Here is a 16,751-nt window from a genome sequence, read left to right as displayed (position 1 = left end):
ACATGATCGATCTTGACCTGACCGAAGAGCATCGTCTGCTCGAGCAGACAGTACGGGAGTGGGCGGCGCGGGAGGTGGCCCCGCAGATCGCCGAACTCGATCGTGCCCACAAGTTCGACCCGCGCATCCTGCCGCAGATGGCCGAACTCGGGCTGCTCGGCATCTGCGTGCCCGCAGCGTACGGCGGCGCCGGCATGGACTACCTGAGTCTCGGCGTCGCGAGCGAAGAACTCGAATACGTCGACACGTCGTTGCGGGTGATTCTCTCGGTGCACGTCGGGCTCAACAGCCTGTCGCTGCTGACATGGGGCACCGAGGATCAGAAGCGCCGTTACCTCGTGCCGCAGGCGCAGGGACAGAAGATCGCCACCTTCGGCCTGACCGAACCGGCAGCGGGCAGCGATGCACGTGGCATCCAGACCGTGGCGGTGAAGCAGGGCGATCGGTACGTGCTGTCGGGCGAGAAGATGTGGATCTCGCTGGCCGATGTCGCCGACCACTTCCTCGTGATCGCGTGGAGCGACATGGAGAAGAAGCGCGCGAAGGACCCGAGCGGCCTCAGCGCGTTCATTGTCGAGCGCGCGTTCAAGGGCTTCTCGAGCGGCACCCTCACGCACAAGTGGGGCATCCTCGCCGGCAATACCGGGCACTTCAAGATGGACGAGGTCGAGGTGCCGGCCGAGAACCTGCTCGGCCGCGAAGGCGAAGGCTTCAAGATCGCGATGTTCGCGCTCGACCAGGGCCGCTACACGGTCGCGGCCGGCGCCACCGGCCTGATCCGGGCCTGTCGCGACGCCAGCGTCAGGTACGCGAAGGAGCGGCACACGTTCGGCGTCGAGATCGGCCAGCACCAGTTGGTGAAGGAGATGCTGGCGCGCATGGAGGCCGACTACCAGCAGGCGCGTCTGCTGTGGCTGCGATCGGGCTGGCTCAAGAACATCGGCCGCCGCAACACCAAGGAGACGAGCCTGGCCAAGTGGATGGCGACGGTCGCCTCCGAACGCGCCGCGGGCGACGCCGTGCAGATCCATGGCGCCAACGGCTATTCGGACGAGTACCCGGTCGGCCGCTACTATCGCAATTGCAAGGGCGCCGTGATCTACGAGGGCACGCGCGAGATCCACGCGCTGATGCAGGCCGACTACCTGCTCGGCTACCGGGCCGACAAGCCCACGCGCTGCGAACTCCCGCCATTCGAGGGCCAACCGGCTCACGCCTGATGTCCGTACGCCGGGCGTGAACCGCAACCTCCTCGCCATCGCCGCCGCGTGTTTCATCGGCTTCGCGGGCTTCACGCTCGCGATGCCGTTCCTGCCGCTGTACTTCGCCCAGCTCGGCATGCGCGACGCCGCCGACATCGCGCTCTGGTCGGGGCTCAGCCTCGGCGTCACGCCGGGCATGACGGCGCTGCTGGCGCCGTTGTGGGGGCGTGTGGCGGACCGTTACGGCACCAAGTTCCTCGTGCTGCGGTCGCTGGTCTGCTTCGTCATCACGATGGTGCTGATGGGGTTGGTGACGCGTCCGTGGCACATCTTCGGATTGCGTGTGCTGCAGGGCTTCTTTGCCGGCTACGGCGCGCTGGCGGTCTCCATGGCCGCCCAGTCGGCGCCGCTCGATCGCATGGCCAGTGCCATCGGCACCGTACAGACGGCGCAACGGCTGGGGCCGGCCGTCGGGCCGGTCATCGGCGGCGTGCTGGCCGTGGCGATCGGCATCCGCGCCACGTTCTTCGTCTCCTCGCTGTTCTACCTGGCGGCGCTGATTCTCGTTTGGCGCTGGTTCGAGGAACCGCCCAGGACGCCTCGTACTACGGCCCCCGCACGAACGCCGCAGCAACCAGGCTTCGTGAGCGGCGCGGCCTTCCAGCAGTTCGTCCTGTTGATGGGCGTCATCTTCGGGCTGCAGCTGGTGGACCGCAGTTTCGGACCGGTCCTGCCGCTGTATCTCGAGCTACTCGGCGTCCCTGCCGACCGCATCGCGCTCGCGGCCGGCGTGCTGTTCTCCGCGGTCGCCGGGGCAGGTGCGATCGGCAACCTGGTCACCCAGCGGCTGCTGCACCGGCTGGCGCCGCGCGCGCTGCTGCGCTACACCGCATTGGCGGCTGCGGCGGGCTTGTTGCCATTCGTCCTGGAGTGGTCGCTCGGCGCCCTGATCGCCGCCGCCCTGGTGTTCGGCTTCGCGATCGGCGTCGCCATGACGGCGTCGTTCACGGCCGCAGGGCATGTCGTCCCCGAGCACGCGCGCGCCACCGGATTCGGGTTGCTGACGAGTGCATCGCTCGCCGGGCTTTCGGTCAGCCCGATGGCCAGTGGCGTGCTCGCCCGGATCAGCATCCGCAGCGTCTTCATCGTCGGAGTGATCACGCTGGCGGTGCTCTCGGCGATGGTCAGTTACGTGATGCGCGATCGGGTCGAACAGGCGGCATATCCGTCGGTGGAAGAGACGTGAGCACGACCGCCGCGATCCGGGCGCTTCGCGCCGCGGACGTGTCCTTCGAGGAGCACCCGTACCGCTACGAAGACCGTGGCGGTACTCGCGTGTCGGCGCGCGAACTGGGCGTGAACGAGCACCATGTCGTCAAGACGCTCGTGTTGCAGGACGACCAGCGGCGGCTGCTGCTGATGCTGATGCACGGCGACCGTGAAGTGTCGCTCAAGGCGCTCGCGCGGACGCTCGGGGTCAAGCACGTCGCCCCCGCGGACGCGGCGGCCGCGCAACGCGCGACTGGCTACCAGTTCGGCGGCACTTCGCCGTTCGGTACGCGTCAGCCCCTGCCTATCTATGTGGAGCGGAGCATCCTCGATCTGCCCCGGATCTACGTCAACGGCGGCGCTCGCGGCCTGCTGGTGAGTGTCTCGCCCGACGTCCTCACCGAGGTGCTGCAGGCACACGCGGTGGACGCGGCGATCGCGTCCTGACCGAGGTGCTAACATGCCTTCGGTGACGGATGTCGAGGGAAACGGCCGCGGCCCCGAAGGTCGCGAACGGGCAGCGCTCGTCGGGTTGATCACGGGCGACACGCGGCGGACGCACGTCGAGGACGCGCTCGAAGAGCTGGCGGGCCTGGCCGACGCGGCCGACATCGAGCCGGTCCTCAGGTTCACCCAGGATCGCAACCGCCCCGACCCCGCCACGCTCATCGGATCGGGCAAGCTCGAGATGCTGAAGGCGGCGTGCCAGGAGTCCGATCTTTCACTGGCCATCTTCGACAACGAGCTGACGCCAGCCCAGCTGCGCAACATCGAGAAAATCCTCGAGTTGCGGGTGATCGATCGCACCCAGCTCATCCTTGACATTTTCGCCCGCCGCGCCCGTACCCGGGAAGGCAAGCTCCAGGTCGAACTCGCGCAGTTGCGCTACCTGCTGCCGCGGCTGGTCGGCGCCTCCGCCGCACTGTCGCGCCTCGGTGGCGGCATCGGCACCAGGGGCCCCGGCGAGACGAAGCTCGAAACCGATCGTCGGCGCATCCGCCTGCGCATCGGCACGCTCACCGACGATCTGGCCGAGGTCCGTCGGCGTCGCGGGCAGTTGCGCGACCGCCGGCGTCGTTCGGAGATGCCAGCCGTGGCGCTCGTCGGCTACACCAATGCCGGCAAGACGACGCTGTTCAATCGCCTGACGCATGACACCGCCGTCGCCTCCGATGCGTTGTTCGTCACGCTCGATCCGCTGACCCGCGAGCTGAAACTGCCCAACCGGCAGCACGCCGCGCTCTCGGACACGGTCGGCTTCATCGATCGACTGCCGCACACCCTGGTCGCGGCCTTCCGCGCCACCCTCGAGGAGGTCGCCGACGCCGACCTGCTGCTGCACGTGGTCGATGCCTCCATCGACGACTACGAGCGGCACATGCAGGCCGTCGACCGCGTCCTCGGGGAAGTGGATGCCGGCGACGTCCCGATGTTGCTCGTGTTCAACAAGGCCGACCGCCTCGACGAGGGCGCCCGCGAGCACCTGCGCCAGGCCTACGAGGGTTCGCTGCAGATCTCCGCGTTGACCGGCGATGGCGTCGCCGGGCTGCTCACCGAGATCGCCCGCGCGCTCGCACTCGACACCCGGCGCGTCACGCTCTCCTTCGATCAGGCTCGCCCCGAGGACCGCGAGGCGATCGAGCGCCTGTACCGGGTCGCGCGCGTGCTCAGCCACGACGCCGACGGTGACCGGGTCAGCATCGAGGCGGAGGTGCCGCGTCGCCTGATGCAACGGTTGCAGGAAGGGCTGTCCCTGTGATCGGTCCGGTTCGCCGCTGGATGGTGGCGGCGGTCGTGCTCCTCGGCGTCGCTGGCGGTTGTGGCAGCCCCGTACTTCCGCCGGTCCTGGCACCGGGCAGCGAGCGCTACCCCGACTACCCGAAACCGGGCCTGACGCCCGATCTCGCGCGCCAGCAAGCACTGGCGCAGCAGCACGAGCGAGCCTGGGTGCAGCTGCAATCGGGCGATCCCAGGAGCGCCGAGCGTACACTCCGTGAACTCCTGAAGAAGGTCCCGGGCGCGTACCCATCGCAGGCTGCGCTGGGCTTCGCGCGGCTTGCGCAGGACCAGCCAGCCGATGCGTTGCAGTGGTTCGATCGCGTGCTCCAGGCCGAGACGGGGTATGTACCCGCACTGGTCGGACGCGCCGAGGCCCTCGTCGAGCTCGGGCGGGAGGGCGATGCCTTCGAGTCCTACCAGGCCGTACTCGAGCGCATGCCAGACCAGCCCGTCGCCCTCCGTCGCGCCGAGGTGCTGCGCTTCCGGGCCGTGCAGAGCGACGTCTCGGCCGCGCAGGCGGCACTGTCCGGCAATCGCCTCGAGGAAGCGCGCGATCACTACGGTCGCGCCCTCAAGGCGTCTCCCGACAGCGGCTTCCTCCATCGCGATCTCGCCGACGTCGAGCGTCGTCTCGGCAACACCGCTCGCGCGCGTGGGCTCGTCGACCGGGCCCTTGTCCTCGATCCTCTGGATGCGCGTGCACATGCGCTGCGCGGCGCCCTCGCCGACACCAGCGGCGACACGACCGCCGCGCTGACGGACTATCGTCGCGCCCTCGAGCTCGATCCTGCGTTGAGCGAGCTCTCGAAGCGCATCACGGAGATCGAGACCGGCCTCGAGGAAGCGGCCCTGCCGGCCGAGTTCAAGGCCATTGGGTCCACGCTTCGCGTCACCCGCGGCGAGACCGCGGCGCTGCTCGCGTACCGGATCCCGGCGCTGCTGCAGGACTCGGCACGCGGCACGGTCCTCATCACCGACAGCCGTCGTCACTGGGCGCAGGCGTCCATCCTGCTCGCCGCGCGGGCGGGGGCGATGGAGGTCTACCCGAATCACACGTTCCAGCCCAGCGCCGGCATGAACCGCGGCGACTTCGCGGCGGTCGTGACCCGCGTGCTCAACCTGGTGGCGGCGCGTACGCCGGAGGCCGCGCAGCGATGGCAGGATGCGCGGCTGACGTTTGCCGACGTCCGGCCCGGGCACACGCTCTACCTCGCGATCTCGCGCGCCGTCGCGAGCGGCGTGATGCAGCCGGTCGAGGGGCAGACGTTCGGGATCAGCCGGCCGATGACCGGCGCGGAGGCCGTCGCGGCCGTCGATCGGCTGACGCGGCTGGCGGGTCAGGCCGGTCGTGGTGGCGGCGGAGCGGGCCAGCGCGGCGGCCGCCGCGAGTAGCTGTCATGCAGGAGCCACCGCGGTGCTGACGTTCGCAAATCAGCTGACGCTGCTGCGGATGTTGCTGATTCCGGTGTTTGCCATCCTGTTGATGTACGGGCAGCTCGGCGGCGCGCTTGCCGTCTTCACGATCGCCTCGGTCACCGACATCCTGGACGGGTACTTCGCGCGGCGATCCGGCCATCCGACCACGCTCGGCGCCTGGCTCGATCCGGTCGCGGACAAGCTGCTGCTGCTCACGATGTTCATCGTGCTCACGCTGCCGCTGCCGCACCTGACGCACCGCATCCCGCTGTGGCTCACGGTGGTGGTGTTCAGTCGTGACCTCGGCATCGTGCTCACGGTGTCGATCGTGAACCTGGCGCTCGGGCCGCGCACCTTCTACCCGTCGATCTGGGGGAAGCTGGCCACCGCGACGTTCGCGGCGACGGGTGTCGTCACCCTGCTGTTCAACTGGCTGGAGATGCCCTCGCCGATCCCGCGCGTCTTCTTCGCGGCATCGCTGGCGATTACCGTCTTCAGCGCGTTGCACTACCTCTTCACCGCGCAACGGCCGAAGACCAAACCGTCATAGGCTGCAGCCTACGGCCTGCAGCCTGCAGCCCCGGTCTCACGTCTCATGTCTCATGGCTCAGGCACGTACCCGCTTGAGACCTGCGACCTGAGACCTGCGACCTGCGACCTGAGACCTGAGACCTGAGACCTGAGACCTGAGACCTGAGACCCCCAAGCCTACCCGAGCACTTTCTTTCTGAAGTACTCGATCGTCCTGGTGAGGCCGTCCTCGAGCGAGACCTTCGGCTCCCACCCGAGCAGCGTGCGTGCCTTGGTGATGTCGGGGCGGCGCACCTTCGGATCGTCTTCGGGCAGCGGCCGGTAGACCAGCTGGCTCGTGGACCCCGTCATCCTGATGATCGTCTCGGCAATCTGCTTGATCGTGAGTTCGTGCGGATTGCCGATGTTGACCGGTTCGTTGGTGGCCGAATCCATCAGGCGGAGGATGCCGTCGACCAGGTCGGTCACGTAGCAGAAGCTGCGCGTCTGCGAACCGTCGCCGAAGATGGTGACGTGCTCGTTGCGCAGCGCCTGGCTCATGAATGCCGGAACCGATCGGCCGTCGTTGACGCGCATCCTCGGGCCGTAGGTGTTGAAGATGCGGACGATCTTGGCATCCACGCCGTGATACCGGTGGTACGCCATCGTCATGGCCTCGGCGAAGCGCTTGGCTTCGTCGTACACGCCGCGCGGACCGACAGGGTTCACGTTGCCCCAGTAGGTTTCCTTCTGCGGATGCTCGAGGGGATCGCCATAGACCTCGGACGTGGAGGCGATGACGAAGCGTGCCTTCTTCTCCTTGGCCAGGCCGAGTGCCTTGTGCGTGCCGAGTGCGCCGACCTTGAGCGTCGGGATGGGCAGTTCGAGGTAGTCGATCGGGCTTGCCGGACTCGCCCAGTGCAGCACCGCGTCCACCGGACCGTCGATGTAGATGTAGTTGGTGACGTCGTGCTTGATGAACATGAAATCGCGGTTGGCGAGGTGGGCGATGTTGGCCGTGTCGCCTGTCAGCAGGTTGTCGATGCCGACGACCGAATAACCGCGATCGAGCAAGGTTTCAGCGAGATGGGAGCCGATGAAGCCGGCGGCTCCGGTGATGACCACGCGTGGCATGGGCGGACCTCAGTAGGCGTGCTTGTGGAAGAACCCCTTGATCACGGTGAGCCACATGATCTTGAGGTCCAGCATGAGCGACCAGTTCTCGATGTAGTAGAGGTCGTACTCGATGCGCTTCTCGATGGACGTGTTGCCGCGCCAGCCATTGACCTGGGCCCAGCCGGTCAGCCCGGCGCGGACCTTGTGGCGCAGCATGTACTGCGGGATGCGCTGCTTGAACTGATCGACGAAGAACGGTCGCTCCGGGCGCGGCCCGACCAGCGACATGTCGCCGCACAGCACGTTCCAGAGCTGCGGCAGTTCGTCGAGGTTGCTGCGGCGCAGGAACTGGCCGATCGGCGTGCAGCGCGGGTCGTCCTCCACCGCCCAGACCGGGCCGGAGTTGCGCTCGGCGCCGTCGTACATCGAGCGGAACTTCCACACGTAGAACGCCTTGCCGTCCAGGCCCATGCGCTCCTGCCGGAACAGCGCCGGTCCCGGCGAGGTGAGGCGGATCACCAGCGTGAGCACGCCCATCGGGATGGCGAGCACCAGCAGACTCGCCGACGCGAGCACGAAATCCATCGTCCGTTTCAGCACGGCGTTCAGGCCGCGCAGGGGAACGTCGTGGATGTTGATGATCGGCAGGCCGTCCAGATCCTCGAGGCGCGCGCGCAGCGAGATGATTTGCAGCAGGTCAGGCACGACACGGATTTCGACGATCTCGCGGTTGGCGTTCTCCACGAGGCCGAGCATCTTCACGTGTTCTTCGAGCGGGAGCGCGATGTAGAGGTGGTCGATCTTCTCGCGGTGCAGGATCTCGGGCGTCTCCTCGAGCGTGCCGAGCAGTGGCAGGCCACGGTATCCGAGGTGGGCGCCGCCTTCGGCACGGTCGTCCACGAAGCCGACCACCTTCAGGCCGAGCTCGCGGTGTTCGAGGATACGATCGACGACCAGCCGGCCCAGGTCGCCCGACCCGGCGACCAAGACGCGCTTGAGACCGATGCCGGCGCGCCACCGGCGCTCCATCCAGTCGCGGACGCCGACCCGGGTGAGGCACGTCAGGCCGACGTTGAAGCACAGGAAGAGGCCCCAGACCAGCTGGCTGACCTCGAACACACCCCGGTCCTTCAACTGATCGGGGACGTAGTAGGTCTGGACGTACAGGGTGCTGACGACTCCCAGGACGACAGCGAGGACGCTGCCGACCAGGACACCGAAGAAGTCGTCGATGCGTGAGCGGCCCTGGCGGAGGCGGTAGAGGCCATGCAGGTGGAAGGCCCCTGGCACGAGCACGCCGATCAGCGGCGCGAGCCACAGGTACTGCACGAAGGGTGGGTAGCCCTTGGTGACTGGGATGAGTCCGGAGTGGAAGCGGACCCAGTAGGCGAGCAGGAAGGCAGCGACGCCTGCGCCCGAGTCGGCGGCCACGTGCAGCACCACCAGGAGGCGGTTGTAGCGCCTTACCATCGCACCGCCCCGGGGGCGGCCAGTCGCATGTCCATCACGGCATCAAGGAGTTGCTGCACGAATCGCTCGGTGGAAAACCGTTCTGCCTGCGCGCGGCAGGCAGCCGGTGACGGGGGCTCGTCCAGCACCCGCCGGATCCCCGCGGCAAAGGCGTCCACGCCTTCGCCGGTCAACACGCCCGTGCCGCCGTTCGCGACGGTTTCGGTGGCCCCCCCTCGTCCCAGGGCCACGATCGGGGTCCCGCACGCCTGCGCCTCCACTGGCACCAGGCCAAAATCCTCTTCGCCGGGCAACAGCACCATCGCCGCGCGACGATACATCTCCCGTACGTCGTTATCGGGAAGAGCGCCCAGGAACTCCACGCCGGGTCCACCCAACCGGGCCAGCGCCGGCGCGTCCGGACCCTGACCGATCACCTTCAGCGGCACGCCGACCGCCCGGCACGCAGCCACGGCGACGTCGACCCGCTTGTACGGCACGAGGGCGGAAACCACGAGCGCGAAACCGTCCCGCGGCGCGGTGCCGGGAGTGAAATACATCGTATCCACCGGCGGATACACCACGGCCGATCGCCGATTATAGTATCGCCCGATCCTCCGTGCAACATATTGAGAGATCGCCACATAGCGGTCCGGTCGGATGCTCGTGCGCTGGTCCCAGCGGGCGAACCGATCCAGCAGCAACCGCATCACCGCCGAACGTGTCCGCCCGACCCGTTCCGGGCCGAAATAGGCGTCGAACTGATCCCACGCGTACCGCACCGGCGTGAAGCAATAGCAGAGGTGCCGGGCGCCGGGCCGGGTGGGGACCGACTTGGCGGCGCAGTGGCTGGTCGAGATGACGACCTCGGCATCACCGACGTCGAGCCCGTCGATTGCCAGCGGGTACAGCGGCAGCAGATGACGGTACAGGCGGGCGATGCCGGGCACGCGCTGCAGGAACGAGGTCTGCGGGACGTGGCGTTCGATGACCGGGGAGACGCTGCCCGGCACGTGCAGCAGTGTGTGCAGCGAGGCGTCGGGGAACGTCTCGCACAGCACCTCGAGGACCCGCTCGCCGCCGCGCATGCCGGTCAGCCAGTCGTGGACCAGGGCGACGCGAACGCCAGCGAGCGCCGCCGGCAGCGCCGGCGTGACAGCCATGCCGACCGGGTCGGAGGGCGGTGCGTCCGGACCCGGGTGGCCGGGCGGTGCGGGCACGCCTATCGCCCCGCCGCGGTTTCGCGGTAGATCCGCAGGATGGTCTCCGAGGTGCGTTCCCAGGAGTAGTGTCGGGCTCTCGCCAGGCCGCGCTCGCGCATCTGCGCCCTGAGCACCGGGTCGAGCAGGGCCCGGCGCAGGCCGTGCGCGATAGCCGTCGGTTCGCGCGGGTCCACGAGGATGGCTGCATCGCCGACCACCTCGGGCAGCGACGACACGTTGGAGGTCACGACCGGTGTGCCGCTCGCCATCGCCTCGAGCGGCGGCAGGCCGAAACCCTCGTAGAGCGACGGGAACGCGAACACGGTGGCGAGCCGGTACAGCGCCGCCAGGGTCTGGTCGCCCACGAATCCAAGGAACCGCACGTGCTTGTGCAATTTCCCCTGGTGCACGGCGCGGCGCAGCGTCGGGTACTTGCTGATCTCGTCGCCGATGATCAGCAACTTGGTGTTGGCGAGCGCCCCGGTCCGGACGAGCGCGAAGGCCTCGATCAACCGCTCGATGTTCTTGTGGGGCCGGATGTTGCCGACATACAGCACGAACGGATCGTGGAGCTGGAACCGCTCCTTGGCCCGGGCGATGTCTTCATCGACCGGCTCGCGGTTGAACCGCTCGTCGATGGCGTTGTAGGCGACCGTGATCTTCTCGGCCGGGATGCGGTAGAGGCGCAGGATGTCGCGCTTGGAGGCTTCCGACACGGTCAGCACGTGCGACGAGCGGTGAGTCGCCGTCCACATGAACGCGCGCGCGTAGGTGTAGGCGAATCGGCTCGGCAGGTACTGCGGAAACATCAGGTGGATGCAGTCGTGGATGGTCACGACCGACGGGCACGTCACGAGCGGTGGCAGTACGTAGTGGGGCGCGTGGAACACGTCCACACGCTCCCGGCGCACGATCGAGGGAATCGAGAACTGCTCGCGCACCGAGTAGTTGCCGGCCGTGCTGACGACGCCGCGGACATTCGGGCCGAACGACCTGGTGAAGTCCAGGTCGTCCGGGCGGCTGATCAACAGGTACTCGTTCTCGGTGTCGAGGCGGGCGAGACACGACACGATGTTGCGGACGTACGTGCCGATGCCGTAGTCCCGCAACTTCCGGATGTCGATGGCCACACGCATCGGTCGCGAGTCTACACCGGCATGCGAGAGGCATTCGGGTGGTGCGTGCCGAATGCCCGAGCATGCCGGAATGCTGCGAATGCTGCGAATGCCGCGAATGTCGAAGGCCCAGGCCCAAGCCCGGAGGGAGAAGGCTGAATGGAGAAGACCGCCAACGTCGAAGGCCGAAGGCCGAATGACGAAGGCCGACGAGGTAAGCCGACCTACGACGTCCGCCCCGTGACATCGCGTGCAGCCAGGTACCACCGCAGCAGGCGCGCCCAGCGCGGATGGTGCTTGCGGTAGAAGGCCAGTTGGCTGTCGCGGTAGCGCCTGTTGGTCACGGCGGCGGCCGAGGCGCGGGATCGTCCGCGCAGGTGCGTCACGGTGGCGTCCGGGGCATACAGGATCTGGTGGCCCATGGCGCGCAGGCCCGCGCAGAAGTCCACGTCCTCGCAGTACATGAAGTAGCGCTCGTCGAGCAGCCCGACCTGGTCGGCGGCCGTGCGGTGCACGAGCAGGCACGCACCGCTCACCCAGTCCACGAATTGCCGCCGGGCCATGTCGGCCTCGATCCGGTGGCGCACCGCACCTGGCCCATCGGTCAGCATTCGGCCACGCAACTTCTGGCGGGTTTCGTTCAGCGGGGAGATCATCGGCCCGAACGACAGCTCCTGCCGGCCGTCGACGTCGATCAGGCGGGGACCCGCCGCGGCGGCAAGGGGCTCGCGCTCGAGCGCGAGGCACAGCGCCTCGAGTTGGCCGGCCGTGACCAGTGTGTCGCTGTTGAGGAGCAGCACGAGAGGACCGTCGGTCGCGCGGATGCCGACGTTGTTGGCGGCGGCAAAGCCGATGTTCTCGGGCAGTCGCACCAGGGACACGTCGGGCCACCGGGTCGCAACCGCGTCCGGCGTGCCGTCGTCGGACTGGTTGTCGACGACGACCAGATCCCAGGGGCGGTCCGGAGGATTGGCGTGGATCGACGCCAGGCAGGCGAGGACGTCGGCCTGCGCGTTGTAGGTCACGACCACGATGGACAACCTGAGCGAGCTCACGGGCGAGGCTCCCCAGCGGCCATGAGCGCCTCCCACGTGGCCGCCGCCGCGTCGTGCCAGCGGTACCGGCCGACGGCGGCGTCACCGGCGGCGATCTGGCTCGCACGACGAGCCGGATCGCGCAGCAACTCGACGAGCGCCGTCGCGACCGCGTTCACGTCGCCAGCCGGCACGTAGCGCGCGCCTCCGCCATACACCTCGCGGGCCACGGGCGTGTCGAGCACGACGGTCGGAATCCGGTGACGCATCGCCTCGAGCGGCGTCAGGCCGAATCCCTCGTATTCCGAGAGGAACGCGAAGACGCCGGCGCTGGCGTAAGCCGCCTCGAGTTCGGCGTCCGGGACATAGTCGCGCACGTGCAGGGCCTCGGCGGCCCCGCAGGCGCGGGCAATGGCCTCGAGGTCCTGCCGCGGCTCGGTGCGGTTCTCGCCGATGACGTACAGGCGCAGGTCGGGAATGGTTTGCCGCGCGAGTGCCACGCCTTCGATTAGGGTCGGAAGATGGCGACGCTCGAAGATCGAGCCGACAAACAGCACCACCGGCGTGGCTGGCGCGGCCGTTGCCGCATGGGACGCGGCATCGTGGTAGTCCACGGCGAGGGGAATCACGCGGATGCGTTGCCGCGCGACGCCGAGGTAGTGCTCGATCTGGTCGGCCGAGAACTGCGTGAGCGTGAGCACGGTATGCGCCCGTCGGCCGGACCAACGCGCGAGCCAGCGCAGGCGCAGACCGTGACGCCAGGCGTACCACTCCGGGTGGGCCGCGAACGACACGTCGTGCTGGGCCACCACGCTGGGTATCGACACCAGCAGCGGCGCCGTGTAGGCGGGCGAGAAGAGCACGTCGAGGCGGGCGGCGCCCGCGGCGCGCGCGAGATCGCGTTGTTGCCAGAGCGTGCCGCCGGCACCGGGGACCAGGTGCCAGGACAAGCGGGCACCGCGTCCCTTCGGCGTCGTCCATATGTCCTGGCCAGGGCGCGGCGTGAACATCACCAGTTCGTGGCCGCCGCACGCGGCGTCGGACTGCCATCGCACCAGCAGCTCGCGCAGGTAACGGCCGACCCCGGTTGGTCGGCCCCCGAGTTCACGCGCGTCGACGCCGATCCGCATCACCGTCGGCTCCGGCGATCGACCGCGTCGGCGTAGGCCTGCCACAGCCGCTCGGCCGACGCGATCCACGAGAACTGTCGTGCGCGTGCGGCGCCTCGCTGCCGCAGGTCCTCGAGTCGCACCGGATCAGACAGCACGGCGGCGATCGCCGCGGCCATCGCGCGCGGGTCGTCGGGGTCCACGTACACGGCCGCATCGCCACAGACCTCTGGCAGCGCACCGCGACGCGACACGACGACTGGCACGCCGGCCGCCATCGCCTCGACCGCGGGGATCCCGAAGCCCTCGTCGAAGGAGGGCAGCACCAGCAGGCGTGCGCGCTCGTAGAATGCGCGGCGGTCACCCTCTTCGAGGTAGCCGACATGACCGACGACGCCGGCCAGCGGTGGATGCGTCAACCGATCGAGCAGTGGCGCAGCCGACGACGGTGCGCTTCCAGCCAGCAACAGGGGCACCCTGCATCCGCCGTCGATCAGGTGTGTCCAGGCATCCAGCAGCCCGGCGATGTTCTTGCGCGGCTCGAGCGTCCCGACGCAGATGACCGGCCCGTCCGCAGGTACATGTGCGCGGGTGGTCCACCCGGGCGCGCCGTTGTGGCAGGTGACCACGCGTGACGGATCGACGCCGAGCCGGTCCGCGACCTGCCCCGCAACGGTGTTCGACACGGTGACGACCAGGTCGGCGCGTCTGGCGTGCGCGCCGACCAGCGACGGGTAGTCGCGCTGGATCTCGGCGGCGGTGTCGCGCGGATGATCGAGGAAGAACAGGTCGTGGATCGTGACCACCTGGGCGGCGCGCGCGGCGGGCAGCAGCAGGGGCGTGGGGGAGTGCGCGAGGTCGACATCGCCGGCCAGCCACTCGATGGGCGGCCACTCGAGGCGATGCCACGCCCAGTTCAGCACCCGCACCGGGACAGGGGCGTCACGACTCTCGATCCCGGGCCCCGGCGCGTGCAGGCGGTCCTTCCAGCTGCTCGAGAAGACCGCCACGCTGTGCCCCGCCGGAGCGGTTGCGGCCAGCGCGAGCGTCGTCCGGTGCACGTACTCACCGACGCCGGTCCGCGCGCGCAGGGCGGGTCGATAGTCCAGCAGCACCCTCACGGGAACGTATGCTAGCGTAAGGTGTTCGGCCACCCGCCGCCTGCGTTCTTCTACGGGGTGTGGACGGGACGATGCGCGACGGGCGCGCTCCGGGCCGGGGGGAGCAAGGCGTGAAGATTGCGGTCGTGGGCACGGGCTACGTCGGCCTGGTAGTCGGTGCGTGTTTTGCCGAGAACGGCAACGACGTCATTTGCGTCGACACCAATGTCGACAAGGTCAAGGCCCTCAAGCGCGGCAAGATCCCGATCTACGAGCCGGGCCTCGAGGAAGTCGTCAAGCGCAACACCGCCGAGAAGCGCCTCTCGTTCACGACAGAGCTGGCCGCGGCGGTCAAGGCCTCCGACATCGTCTTCATCGCCGTCGGCACCCCTGAAGCCGAAGACGGCTCTGCCGACCTCAAGCACGTGCTCGGCGTCGCCCGTGACATCGCCCGCGCGATGGACGGCTACAAGGTCATCGTCGACAAGAGCACCGTGCCGGTCGGGACCTCCGAGAAGGTGCGCGAGGTGATGCGCAAGGAAACTCGCCACCCCTTCAGCGTCGTCAGCAACCCGGAGTTCCTGAAGCAGGGCGCTGCCGTCGACGACTTCCTCAAACCCGACCGCGTGGTGATTGGCGCCGACGACGAGCGCGGCGCGGCACTGATGACCGAGCTGTACGCGCCGTTCACGCGGACCGGTGCGCCGGTCATGGTGATGGACTGCGCGAGCGCGGAACTGTGCAAGTACGCCGCCAATGCCATGTTGGCGACGCGGATTTCCTTCATGAACGAAGTGGCGCGCGTCTGCGAGCTGTATGGCGCCAACGTCGACCAGGTGCGGCGAGCAGTCGCGTCCGACAACCGCATCGGCCCGTCCTTCCTGTTCCCGGGCGTCGGCTACGGCGGCAGCTGCTTCCCGAAGGACGTCAAGGCGATCCTGAAGTTCTCCAGGGACAAGGGCTATGACTTCCGCATCCTCGACGCCGTGGAGGACGTCAACGCGCAGCAGAAGAAGAAGCTGCTGCAGATGATGAAGCAGCGTCTCCGATCGTTGAAGGGCAAGACGATCGGCGTGTGGGGCCTGGCGTTCAAGCCACGGACCGACGACATGCGGGAGGCGCCGGCGATCACGATCATCGAGGGACTGCTCAAGGCGGGGGCGACGGTCCAGGCCTACGACCCGGAGGCCCACGAGACCGCCCGGCGGATCTTCGGCAACCGCATCACGTATGCCAGGAACGCGTACGAGGCGCTCAAGGGCGCCGACGCACTGGCGCTCGTGACCGAGTGGAACGAGTTCCGCGAACCCGACTTCGCGCGGATGAAGAAGCGGATGAACACGCCGATCATCTTCGACGGCCGCAACATCTACAAGCCAGAGGCAATCGCGGCCCAGGGCTTCACGTACTACTCGATCGGACGCTGATTCATGGCCGTACTCGTCACCGGCGGGGCCGGGTACATCGGCAGTCACACCGCCAAGGCCCTCCTCGCCGGCGGTCGTGAGGTGGTGGTCCTCGACGACTTCACCGCGGGGCACCGAGCAGCGTGCGCGGCCCTCGCGACCATCGCGGCGCCCGGACAGCTGACGGTGGTCGAAGCCGCCATCGGCGACTCCGCCACGGTCGAGTCTACGTGCCGTCAGCATGGCGTGGACGCGTCGATGCACTTTGCGGCATGGCTCTCGGTGGCCGAGTCGGTCACCGATCCAGCTGGCTATTACCGCAACAACGTCACCGGTTCGATCGGCCTGTTCGAGGGCCTGAGCCGGGCCGGCGTCACCCGCCTGATCTTCTCGTCCACCTGTGCTACCTATGGCGAGCCGCAGCGGGTGCCGATCGACGAGACGCACCCGCAGCAGCCGATCAACGCCTATGGCGAGACCAAGCTCGCCGTCGAGCGGGCCCTGCCACATTTCGAGACGGCCTACGGGCTGCGCAGCATCGCCCTGCGCTACTTCAATGCCGCCGGCGCCGATCCGGACGGCCTGCTCGGCGAGGACCACGACCCGGAGATCCACATCATCCCGCGGGCTATTTTTGCCGCCACGGGCACCGATACGCTCAAGGTGTTCGGTGAGGATTACCCGACGCCCGACGGCACCTGCCTGCGTGACTACATCCACGTCACGGACCTGGCCGATGCACACGTCCGCGCCCTCGAGTCGCTCGAGGGAGGCGGCCCGTCGGCCCGCTTCAACGTGGGCACCGGTACGCCGCATTCCGTGAAGGAAGTCATCGACGCCGTCGGTCGCGTGTCGGGGCGAGCGGTGCCCTACACGGTTGGTCCCCGCCGGCCCGGCGACCCGTCGACGCTGTATGCCGCAAACGGGGCCATCCGCTCCGCGCTCGGCTGGACACCCCGGTATGCCGATCTCGATGCCATCGTGGGGACCGCGTGGCGCTGGTTCGAGGCCCACCCCAACGGATACGGCGATTGAGGTCCGATA

15 protein-coding genes are annotated in these 16,751 nt (G+C 68.3%); 8 read left to right on the top strand and 7 right to left on the bottom strand.

Going from position 1 to position 16,751, the window contains the following annotated elements:
• Positions 1-5 precede the first annotated feature (5 nt).
• Genes LuPra_RS19135 through LuPra_RS19110 form a run of 6 tightly spaced genes read left to right on the top strand, consistent with a single transcriptional unit; the run spans position 6 to position 6,216 of the window.
• Positions 6-1,220, top strand: a complete 1,215-nt coding sequence (locus LuPra_RS19135; protein WP_110174771.1) for an acyl-CoA dehydrogenase family protein — start codon at positions 6-8, stop codon at positions 1,218-1,220.
• A gap of 16 nt (positions 1,221-1,236) precedes the next feature.
• Entirely contained in the window at positions 1,237-2,448 is a 1,212-nt protein-coding gene (locus LuPra_RS19130; RefSeq protein WP_110172232.1) for an MFS transporter, read from the top strand.
• Entirely contained in the window at positions 2,445-2,918 is a 474-nt protein-coding gene (gene ybaK, locus LuPra_RS19125; RefSeq protein ID WP_201792157.1) for a Cys-tRNA(Pro) deacylase, read from the top strand. The genes LuPra_RS19130 and ybaK overlap by 4 nt, the downstream gene beginning before the upstream one ends.
• A gap of 13 nt (positions 2,919-2,931) precedes the next feature.
• Positions 2,932-4,230: a GTPase HflX gene (gene hflX / locus LuPra_RS19120; protein WP_110172231.1), complete on the top strand. Its 1,299-nt coding sequence runs from the start codon at positions 2,932-2,934 to the stop codon at positions 4,228-4,230.
• A complete protein-coding gene (locus LuPra_RS19115; RefSeq protein ID WP_110172230.1) occupies positions 4,227-5,642 on the top strand; it encodes an S-layer homology domain-containing protein in 1,416 nt (471 codons plus the stop codon). Before hflX ends, LuPra_RS19115 begins: the two co-directional genes overlap by 4 nt.
• A gap of 22 nt (positions 5,643-5,664) precedes the next feature.
• Positions 5,665-6,216 carry a CDP-alcohol phosphatidyltransferase family protein gene (locus tag LuPra_RS19110; RefSeq protein ID WP_157899405.1) on the top strand — a complete coding sequence of 184 codons (552 nt, stop codon included), beginning with the start codon at positions 5,665-5,667 and terminating at the stop codon, positions 6,214-6,216.
• A gap of 158 nt (positions 6,217-6,374) precedes the next feature.
• Here the strand turns inward: LuPra_RS19110 and LuPra_RS19105 are convergent, their stop codons facing one another.
• The 7 genes from LuPra_RS19105 to LuPra_RS19075 form a co-directional block, all read right to left on the bottom strand.
• Positions 6,375-7,310 carry a UDP-glucuronic acid decarboxylase family protein gene (locus LuPra_RS19105; RefSeq protein ID WP_110172228.1) on the bottom strand — a complete coding sequence of 312 codons (936 nt, stop codon included), beginning with the start codon at positions 7,308-7,310 and terminating at the stop codon, positions 6,375-6,377.
• A gap of 9 nt (positions 7,311-7,319) precedes the next feature.
• Entirely contained in the window at positions 7,320-8,762 is a 1,443-nt protein-coding gene (locus LuPra_RS19100; RefSeq protein ID WP_110172227.1) for an undecaprenyl-phosphate glucose phosphotransferase, read from the bottom strand.
• Entirely contained in the window at positions 8,756-9,961 is a 1,206-nt protein-coding gene (locus LuPra_RS19095; protein WP_157899404.1) for a glycosyltransferase, read from the bottom strand. Before LuPra_RS19095 ends, LuPra_RS19100 begins: the two co-directional genes overlap by 7 nt.
• A gap of 2 nt (positions 9,962-9,963) precedes the next feature.
• Positions 9,964-11,079, bottom strand: coding sequence for a glycosyltransferase family 4 protein (locus LuPra_RS19090; protein ID WP_110172225.1), 1,116 nt, complete (start codon positions 11,077-11,079; stop codon positions 9,964-9,966).
• Positions 11,080-11,282: 203 nt separating this feature from the next.
• Positions 11,283-12,113, bottom strand: a complete 831-nt coding sequence (locus LuPra_RS19085; RefSeq protein WP_157899403.1) for a glycosyltransferase family 2 protein — start codon at positions 12,111-12,113, stop codon at positions 11,283-11,285.
• The gene (locus tag LuPra_RS19080) at positions 12,110-13,222 is read right to left on the bottom strand and encodes a glycosyltransferase family 4 protein (RefSeq protein WP_157899402.1); all 1,113 of its coding nucleotides are present in this window, start codon (positions 13,220-13,222) and stop codon (positions 12,110-12,112) included. Before LuPra_RS19080 ends, LuPra_RS19085 begins: the two co-directional genes overlap by 4 nt.
• On the bottom strand, positions 13,222-14,322 hold the full coding sequence (locus LuPra_RS19075) for a glycosyltransferase family 4 protein (RefSeq protein WP_162271446.1): 1,101 nt from the start codon (positions 14,320-14,322) through the stop codon (positions 13,222-13,224). Before LuPra_RS19075 ends, LuPra_RS19080 begins: the two co-directional genes overlap by 1 nt.
• 110 nt (positions 14,323-14,432) lie before the next feature.
• Between LuPra_RS19075 and LuPra_RS19070 the strand changes: the two genes are divergently transcribed.
• Together LuPra_RS19070 and galE are read left to right on the top strand one after the other, a co-directional pair.
• The gene (locus tag LuPra_RS19070) at positions 14,433-15,728 is read left to right on the top strand and encodes a UDP-glucose dehydrogenase family protein (protein ID WP_110172221.1); all 1,296 of its coding nucleotides are present in this window, start codon (positions 14,433-14,435) and stop codon (positions 15,726-15,728) included.
• Positions 15,729-15,731: 3 nt separating this feature from the next.
• Complete coding sequence (gene galE / locus LuPra_RS19065) at positions 15,732-16,742, top strand: UDP-glucose 4-epimerase GalE (RefSeq protein ID WP_110172220.1); 1,011 nt, start codon at positions 15,732-15,734, stop codon at positions 16,740-16,742.
• Positions 16,743-16,751: the final 9 nt, after the last annotated feature.

The organism is Luteitalea pratensis (assembly GCF_001618865.1).
Classification (GTDB): domain Bacteria; phylum Acidobacteriota; class Vicinamibacteria; order Vicinamibacterales; family Vicinamibacteraceae; genus Luteitalea; species Luteitalea pratensis.
This window is presented reverse-complemented; position numbering and strand designations above follow the sequence as displayed.